Annotated in this window: 11 protein-coding genes and 1 pseudogene; 10 read left to right on the top strand and 2 right to left on the bottom strand. The window is 37.7% G+C overall.

Features of this window, described 5'->3' with window-relative positions:
• Window positions 1–1142, bottom strand: a pseudogene (locus tag VB711_RS22705) (sodium:calcium exchanger); the annotation flags it as partial.
• 219 nt (window positions 1143–1361) lie between these two features.
• On the opposite strand from VB711_RS22705, the gene VB711_RS22700 reads away from it, so the two are divergent.
• The 8 genes from VB711_RS22700 to VB711_RS22665 all read left to right on the top strand — a co-directional run bounded on the left by VB711_RS22700 (window position 1362) and on the right by VB711_RS22665 (window position 5106).
• Window positions 1362–2321 (top strand): DUF4351 domain-containing protein, encoded by a 960-nt coding sequence (locus VB711_RS22700; RefSeq protein ID WP_323288605.1) that lies wholly within the window; start codon window positions 1362–1364, stop codon window positions 2319–2321.
• Complete coding sequence (locus VB711_RS22695) at window positions 2318–2584, top strand: hypothetical protein (protein WP_323288604.1); 267 nt, start codon at window positions 2318–2320, stop codon at window positions 2582–2584. Before VB711_RS22700 ends, VB711_RS22695 begins: the two co-directional genes overlap by 4 nt.
• Window positions 2585–2660: 76 nt before the next feature.
• Window positions 2661–2879: a hypothetical protein gene (locus VB711_RS22690; protein WP_323288603.1), complete on the top strand. Its 219-nt coding sequence runs from the start codon at window positions 2661–2663 to the stop codon at window positions 2877–2879.
• A gap of 4 nt (window positions 2880–2883) precedes the next feature.
• Entirely contained in the window at window positions 2884–3285 is a 402-nt protein-coding gene (locus VB711_RS22685) for a PIN domain-containing protein (RefSeq protein WP_323288602.1), read from the top strand.
• Between the two features lie 22 nt (window positions 3286–3307).
• The gene (locus tag VB711_RS22680) at window positions 3308–3535 is read left to right on the top strand and encodes a hypothetical protein (RefSeq protein ID WP_323288601.1); all 228 of its coding nucleotides are present in this window, start codon (window positions 3308–3310) and stop codon (window positions 3533–3535) included.
• A gap of 34 nt (window positions 3536–3569) precedes the next feature.
• A complete protein-coding gene (locus tag VB711_RS22675; protein WP_323288599.1) occupies window positions 3570–4517 on the top strand; it encodes a DUF4351 domain-containing protein in 948 nt (315 codons plus the stop codon).
• 182 nt (window positions 4518–4699) lie between these two features.
• Window positions 4700–4903, top strand: coding sequence for a type II toxin-antitoxin system HicB family antitoxin (locus VB711_RS22670; protein WP_323288598.1), 204 nt, complete (start codon window positions 4700–4702; stop codon window positions 4901–4903).
• Window positions 4900–5106, top strand: coding sequence for a type II toxin-antitoxin system HicA family toxin (locus VB711_RS22665; protein ID WP_323288597.1), 207 nt, complete (start codon window positions 4900–4902; stop codon window positions 5104–5106). The genes VB711_RS22670 and VB711_RS22665 overlap by 4 nt, the downstream gene beginning before the upstream one ends.
• A gap of 188 nt (window positions 5107–5294) precedes the next feature.
• Here the strand turns inward: VB711_RS22665 and VB711_RS22660 are convergent, their stop codons facing one another.
• Entirely contained in the window at window positions 5295–5744 is a 450-nt protein-coding gene (locus tag VB711_RS22660; RefSeq protein ID WP_323288596.1) for a DUF29 domain-containing protein, read from the bottom strand.
• Window positions 5745–6200: 456 nt separating this feature from the next.
• On the opposite strand from VB711_RS22660, the gene VB711_RS22655 reads away from it, so the two are divergent.
• Together VB711_RS22655 and psaK are read left to right on the top strand one after the other, a co-directional pair.
• Complete coding sequence (locus VB711_RS22655; RefSeq protein ID WP_323288595.1) at window positions 6201–6791, top strand: DUF3782 domain-containing protein; 591 nt, start codon at window positions 6201–6203, stop codon at window positions 6789–6791.
• Window positions 6792–7121: 330 nt separating this feature from the next.
• Complete coding sequence (gene psaK, locus VB711_RS22650) at window positions 7122–7382, top strand: photosystem I reaction center subunit PsaK (RefSeq protein ID WP_323288594.1); 261 nt, start codon at window positions 7122–7124, stop codon at window positions 7380–7382.
• The last annotated feature ends 288 nt before the right edge of the window (window positions 7383–7670 follow it).

Here is a 7670-nt window from a genome sequence, read left to right as displayed (position 1 = left end):
ACCGTATCGATGCCACTTCCTTTGGTAATGACATCATTCCCTAAACCACCTTCAATGACATCATTCCCTGCCCCACCATCTATCGTATCGTTCCCTTCTTCTCCTCTTAAATAGTCGTTGCCATCTTGTCCTGAGATATTATCATCTCCTTGCCCCCCATTAACTGTGTCATTTCCCCCACCTGCATTGATGACATCATTACCACCTCTTCCATCAATTAAATCATTGCCATTCCCTGTGGTAATATAATCATCCACGATTGTGCCAGTAATGTTGAACCTTTCAATGTTAGAAAAATAGACAATATCGTAGATATAACCAGTAGTATAGCCATAGGGAGAGGCATAATAACCACTGTGACTTCCCGCACTATTAGCTGTAATTGAAGTTGTTATATTGTAGCCAGGCCAGATACTATAGGTATTATTTGAATAATCTACAATCAGTAGGTCATCTCCATCACCCCCATTAACTGTGTCAGTCCCCAATCCACTGTTTATCGTGTCATTTCCCTCTAAACCATTCAGACTATCATTGCCCCCTAATCCATTAATTACATCATCTCCAGAAGTTCCAACAATCGTGTCATTCCCCGCCGTGCCTGTAAAATTCTGCTGCTCGATCGCAATACTCTGACCATCTAAAATAATTACCGTGCGATCGTCCTCTGCCCTTAGTAGCTGCAAGTCCTCAACAGAAAGACTCACCCCCAACACCAACGCCGCAAAAATCGCCCCTTCATCTCCCGCACTATCGGTCTGATTTAGTAAGGAATCAATTCTATGTCCCAACTCCTCCAAGACAACATCAACTAAACAATGCTGATTGTCTCTAACAAATTCCGCAGATAAATAAATAGTATTTGTACTTGCACCATAAGCCCCATTTGCACCATTTAACTCTGCTGATGATAACAAAGTAATTGTAGGTATGATGCTAAAATCTTGATTTTTCCAAGCATTTGCCAGATTTAAAGCTGCTTCTGGATCAAATGTATCACCGAATGCCGATCGCATCTTCTCTATAAATTCTTCACCATTAGCAAAATCTCTTAGACGCAATTCCACCTGTTGTAATACTGAGAATAAAGTTAGATACAATTCATCAGTAATTAAGCCGTTATTAAGAAGATTGAAGGTCATAAAAGTGTTGTGTAGGGTTATTAACTAGGATTTGTTTATATTTGTAACTCAAGATACAGTACAGAGTATAGCAAATGTATGTCATCCACCTAAAGATAGATATTTAGAATATTCTCAAATCAGTTTAGCCGCTTAATCAGGCATAAACCGAACATTTGTGACAAATATGCTGGTATGTCAATTATAGTTAATAACTGGAATAGGTAATATAGAGATAAAATGAGTGAAGTAACAGCAAATTATGATCAATCATGGAAAGAAGCATTAAATGAATATTTTGAAAGCTTCCTAGCATTTTTCTTTCCTCTAGCCCATCAAGCAATAGATTGGACAAAAACCCCTGAATCTTTAGATAAAGAACTGCAAGAAATTACAGCTTCAGGAGAAACCGAAAGCCGAATTGCCGATAAACTGTATAAAGTTTGGTTATTAGATCAACGCCAAATATGGATCTTGATCCACATTGAAATTCAAAGTCAATATGATCAGAATTTTCCAGAACGGATGTATATCTATAACTACCGAGCTTTTGACATTTATCATCAGTTTGTTGTCAGTCTAGCAATTTTAGGTGATACAAGTCCTACGTGGCGACCAAATAGTTATGATAGAGCTATGTTGGATTGTGAATTAAGTTTAAAATTCCCCATAGCTAAAATCCTTGATTATGAATCAAAGTGGGATGAACTAGAAAAGAGTGATAATCCCTTTGCTACCATAGTCATGGCGCATTTAAAGACTAAAGCTACCACCAGTAATTTAGCAGAAAGAGAGCAATGGAAATGGATATTAATTCGTGGACTTTATGACCGGGGCTTCACAAAAGAGAAAATTGTTAAGTTATTTAAAATCATCGACACAATGATGACTTTACCTAAACAATTACAGGCAGGATTAGTCACTAAAATTAAACAATTCGAGGAGGAAAGAAGAATGCCTTTAATCAGTCCAACCGAACAACTAGCTATGGAAAGGGGAATAGAAAGAGGAATAGAACAGGGAGAGCAACAGCTAGTGATACGACAACTAAATCGGCGAATTGGTGAAATTGAATTATCCTTGATTGACTCAATTCGTAGATTAACAATTGATAAATTAGAATTATTGGGTGAAGCTCTGTTAGATTTTTCTTCCGTAACTGATTTAGAACAATGGTTACAAAATAACCCAGAGTCTTGAGATTAATTACAGCGATTCTAGGGCGTAGTGCTTACGCGATCGCCTTTTGGGGATGTGGGAGGGCGATCGCTATTGGGGATATGAGAGAGCGATCGCTGTTTTGGAATGTGGGAGTGCGATCGCTGTTTTGGAATGTGGGAGTGCGATCGCCTTTAGGGATGTGGGAGAGCGATCGCTGTTTGGAGATGTGGGAAGATGCGATCGCTATTGGGGATATGAGAGAGCGATCGCTGTTTTGGAATGTGGGAGTGCGATCGCTTTGATGCTGTTAGGAATGGTAAAGGAAATAAATTCAGCTATAATACAAGTAACAAGCGAGCAAAGACTAGGAAAATAGATATGATTACTGTAGAATTTCAAACCACTATTGAAAATGGGATGATAAAAATTCCCGAACAGTACCAACAACAGTTAAAACAACCCAATATAGTTAAAGTCACTCTTCAACAAGAAGCCTCTGAACAGTCTGGAAATTACCTCCAATATTTATTGGAACATCCTTTAAATATAGAAAAATTAACTCCAATGAAACGAGAAGAAATTTACGAAAAAGAATAAAAACATGACGACTTTTTTAGATTCAAATATCTGGATATATGCACTTAATCAGAGTCAAGATATCCGAAAACATCAAATTGCTAACCATCTAGCCACACAAACAGGACTTTATTTAAGTACCCAGGTAATCAATGAAGTTTGTGTAAACCTAATCAAAAAAGGAAAATTTCCCGAAAATCAAATTCAAAATCTTATTCAAGGTTTTTATCAAATTCATCATATCATTGAACTCGATTTGAATATATTGTTGAAATCATCCACATTAAGAACAAAATATTTATTCTCATTTTGGGATAGTTTAATTATCGCCAGCGCATTATCAGTTAATGTTAATCAACTCTATTCAGAGGATATGCAACACGGTTTTACAGTGGAAGGATTACAAATTATTAATCCTTTTCTCTAAGCGATAGAGCAAGCGCTGTTTCTTGGATGCCCGGAGGGCTTTTGTCAGTTCGCTGTTTGGGATATTGGGAGAGCGATCGCCTATTGTGGGGGTAGCGATCGTTTACTCCCGGATTTCTCTTAAAAATATTTCTGATAGGGTTTATAGCGATCGTGATACTTTCTTTCCTTCAGAACACTTTGTGAACGAGACGCTACGCAAAGCGATCACCTCCGGTGGGCGGGTACGCCATCGCAATATCGTAGTTTAATAAAAATAGTTCGAGTAACTGATATAGAAATAAAATGAGTGAAGTAACAGCAAATTATGATCAATCATGGAAAGAAGCATTAAACGAATATTTTGAAAGTTTCCTAGCCTTTTTCTTTCCTCTAGCCCATCAAGCAATAGATTGGACAAAAACCCCTGAATCTTTAGATAAAGAACTGCAAGAAATTACAGCTTCAGGAGAAACCGAAAGCCGAATTGCCGATAAACTGTATAAAGTTTGGTTATTAGATCAACGCCAAATATGGATCTTGATCCACATTGAAATTCAAAGTCAATATGATGCCAACTTCCAAGAACGGATGTACACTTATAATTACCGAGCCTTCGACCTTTATCACCAATTTGTGGTCAGCGTGGCAATTTTAGGTGATACAAGTCCTACTTGGCGACCAAATAGTTATGATAGAGCTATGTTGGATTGTGAATTGAGTTTAAAATTCCCCATAGCTAAAATCCTTGATTATGAATCAAAGTGGGATGAATTAGAAAAGAGTGATAATCCCTTTGCTACCATAGTCATGGCGCATTTAAAGACTAAAGCTACCACCAGTAATTTAGCAGAAAGAGAGCAATGGAAATGGATATTAATTCGTGGACTTTATGACCGGGGCTTCACAAAAGAGAAAATTGTTAAGTTATTTAAAATCATCGACACAATGATGACTTTACCTAAACAATTACAAGCAGGATTAGTCACTAAAATTAAACATTTCGAGGAGGAAAGAAGAATGCCTTTAATCAGCCCAACAGAACAACTGGCTATGGAACGGGGTGAATTGAAAGGAGAGCAACAGCTAGTTATACGACAACTAAATCGGCGAGTTGGTGACATTGAATTATCCTTGATTGACTCAATTCGTAGATTAACAATTGATAAATTAGAATTATTGGGTGAAGCTCTGTTAGATTTTTCTTCTGTAGCTGATTTAGAACAATGGTTACAAAATAACCCAGATTCTTGAGATTAATTACAGCGATTTCAGGGCGTAGTGCTTACGCGATCGCCTTTTTGGGGATGTGGGAGGGCGATCGCGCAAGCACTCCGTAGGAATCGCCTTTTTGGGGATGTGGGAGGGCGATCGCTGTAAAGGATTTTTGTATATGTTAAAATCCTTTCAGAACAAGCAACATAAATATAAACAAGATGAAAATCAAAGCAATTATTCATCCTGCCCAAGAAGGTGGTTATTGGGCTGAAGTACCTGCTCTACCTGGATGTATCACAGAAGGAGATACAATGGAAGAATTAATTCATAACCTTCAAGATGCTATACAAGGTTGGCTAGAAGTAGCTAATGAAATCCCAAAACCAGATCCGATCTCTCAAATAATTGAAATTGCAGTATGAAATCAATTTCTGGAAAAAACCTATGTAAAATTGTTGAGAAAAAAGGCTGGATCCTCAAAAAAATTACAGGCAGTCACCATATTTATGAAAAGGCTGATGAAAATAAAATTATCTCTATTCCTGTACATAAAAATCAAGATTTAAAGCTTGGGACTTTAAAATCAATCATGAAAATAGCTGAATTGGTAGAAGATGATTTGTAACTAAGGTTTATTTTATAGGTTAGCACGATGGGTTAGCGGTAGCTCACCCTAGGTATCGCTTTTCTATTGAGATATGGAAGGTGCGATCTTTGGGGATATGGGAGTGCGATAGCGCAAGCGCTCCGTAGGAATCGCCTTTTTGAGGATGTGGGGATGATGGGATGCGATCGCTAACTACTTCAAAACATTTAACTCCAGAAAATGTCGTTTAATAATGTGTCAATATTGCGATCAAACTGCCATAAATCAGGAAACTCATACTGTGGATAATCTTCCCGGACTTCCTTGAGTACATCTTGCCAGATTTCGTCAAAAATTTCAGGCAAATAATTTTTAAGACTAGGTGACTTTGCTAAACGTCGTTTAATTTGCTTGCGTTGTTCTCTAATTGTTCTTTCCCAACCATTGTAATCATTTACTAAAGGAACATATAACCGCTTCAAAATATGTGATAATAACACATCCAAACGACTTTCCAACTCATCCCGATAAGAACGCCCCAAATCCTCAATCTCCTCTATCAAATTCTCAAAATCCACATTGTCAAAGTCCCTAGCTTTTAATTTAGCTATAGTCTCTTGAGTCCAATGTAAATAATCAGATTCATATAAAGATTTTCTGGCAATTACTTGAGTCATTGATTTGTAACTCCTTCAATAAATCCAATATTATATTAACATTATTGCTTATTACATAGCTATGGGGAAACCGAAAGCAATAGCGCAAGCCTAGTGTGTTAATTCTGAATCCCTTATCCTATAAGACTTCATGCACATTTTGTGCCGACATATTTTTATGAGAAAGTGCCTGAAACAGGTGTTTTCGGTGTAAACTATGGTAACACCAATAATTTTCGGGACAATCCCTCCAAAAATACACAGAATTAACATACTACGCAAGCGCTGTTTCTTGGATGCCCGGAGGGCTTTTGTCAGTTCGCTGAAACCTTAAACTAAGAATTAAACGCAGATGAGGGAAGTGTGCTGTAGGGTTTATTGTCCAGCCCCGAAGGGTAGGCGCAAAGAAGAATTTGAAAATCACGACTTTTGCAAGAAGTCTAATATAATCAAAATAACTTGAGTTTTTCAGCAGCCATGAGCGATCCTATTACCCTAGATGACATCTACGCCTTGTTCCGCGAAAGTGAACAACAACGGAATGAATACCAACAAGCATTTGAGGAACGCCAACGCGCCCACCAACGCGCTTACGAACAAGAAATGGCCGACCTCCGCAAAATCGTAGCGCAAACCAACAAACAAGTAGGAGGAATAACTAGCCGTTGGGGAGAATTTGTAGAAAATCTCGTTAGACCTGCTGCTGCAAAATTATTTCAGGACCAGGGAATTGATGTTCATCATACAGCTTTACGAGTTGACGCTCAAGATGCTCAAGGCTCTTTAGAAATTGATATTCTGGCTGAAAATACTAATGAAGTTGTGGCTATAGAAGTTAAATCCCATTTAGAAGTCCGTGATGTGAAGCGATTTTTGCAAACATTAGCCAGATTTAAAACAGCATTTCCTAAATACCAAAGTTATAAACTCTATGGAGCAGTGGCGGGAATTAAAATAGATGAAAGGGCGGATATTTATGCAGTCCAAGAAGGATTATTTTTAATTAAACCTGCCGGGGATTCGGTAATTATTGCCAATGATTATAACTTTGAACCAAAATTCTGGTAATCTGCCAAAATATTTATCTCAGAAATCTTAATTTTAGAGTTGAAATTATTCAGGGCTATTTCATTCTAAAAAGTTGCTCAGTGGCAAGTCCAGGCCAAGGACAAATAAAATCCAAAGTTTGACAAATACTTATTATAGTCGGTAGTCATGAGCGATCGCCTTTTTGATCAAGCCTTAAATCACTATTATACTTGTAAACTACTCTGTATTTATATGAAGTATTTTTACTAAATATTAAATATTGCTGCAAATTGAGGACTATTTTGGAATTTTCTTACGAATATTTAAGAATATATTGTCAAACCTACAAAAATCTCAGGAGCAAATCAGGTGTTTACCTCAACCTTACTCGCTACTGTCCCCGCACCCCTAGAATGGAGTCCTACCGTTGGCGTGATCATGATTCTTGCCAATATTATAGCGATCGCCTTCGGAAAATTCACCATCAAGTATCCCAGCGCCCAACCAGCCTTACCCGCGCCCAATTTCTTTGGTGGGTTTGGTCTACCTGCGGTACTGGCAACCAGCGCCTTTGGTCATATCTTAGGTGCAGGTATCATCTTAGGACTGCATAACCTTGGCAGAATCTAAATCTTGATACACAATTAGTAAATTGTTTAGTTTTCCAGCTTAGAACCAGAGGATTAAAACTTTGGTTCTTTTCTAATCCTCTTTTTTAGCCACAATAATCAAAATAGGACTTACCCAAGTCTCACACCAAAAATTTATTGTAGGGTGCGTCAGACCCGATAATTAAGTATCTAACAGATTTTTCCTATCTGACGCACCGCACTAATATGTGATTCCAAAAGCCTGAAACTAGGCAATTTAATTCATACATATCATCTGCATTTTGTACCAATACTTGTCGGTTAAGCT

Source organism: Cronbergia sp. UHCC 0137 (assembly GCF_034932285.1).
Classification (GTDB): Bacteria; Cyanobacteriota; Cyanobacteriia; order Cyanobacteriales; family Nostocaceae; genus Cronbergia.
The sequence above is the reverse complement of the archived record's forward strand: the minus strand, read 5'-3'. Positions and strand labels throughout refer to the sequence as shown.

Bases quoted from the DNA above. Each gene is read 5' to 3' on its own strand.
- VB711_RS22655 (WP_323288595.1), top strand. From the start codon at position 6,201: ATGAGCGATCCTATTACCCTAGATGACATCTACGCCTTGTTCCGCGAA.
- VB711_RS22700 (WP_323288605.1), top strand. From the start codon at position 1,362: ATGAGTGAAGTAACAGCAAATTATGATCAATCATGGAAAGAAGCATTA.
- VB711_RS22675 (WP_323288599.1), top strand. From the start codon at position 3,570: ATGAGTGAAGTAACAGCAAATTATGATCAATCATGGAAAGAAGCATTA.
- VB711_RS22665 (WP_323288597.1), top strand. From the start codon at position 4,900: ATGAAATCAATTTCTGGAAAAAACCTATGTAAAATTGTTGAGAAAAAA.
- VB711_RS22690 (WP_323288603.1), top strand. From the start codon at position 2,661: ATGATTACTGTAGAATTTCAAACCACTATTGAAAATGGGATGATAAAA.
- VB711_RS22685 (WP_323288602.1), top strand. From the start codon at position 2,884: ATGACGACTTTTTTAGATTCAAATATCTGGATATATGCACTTAATCAG.
- VB711_RS22670 (WP_323288598.1), top strand. From the start codon at position 4,700: ATGAAAATCAAAGCAATTATTCATCCTGCCCAAGAAGGTGGTTATTGG.
- VB711_RS22660 (WP_323288596.1), bottom strand. From the start codon at position 5,744: ATGACTCAAGTAATTGCCAGAAAATCTTTATATGAATCTGATTATTTA.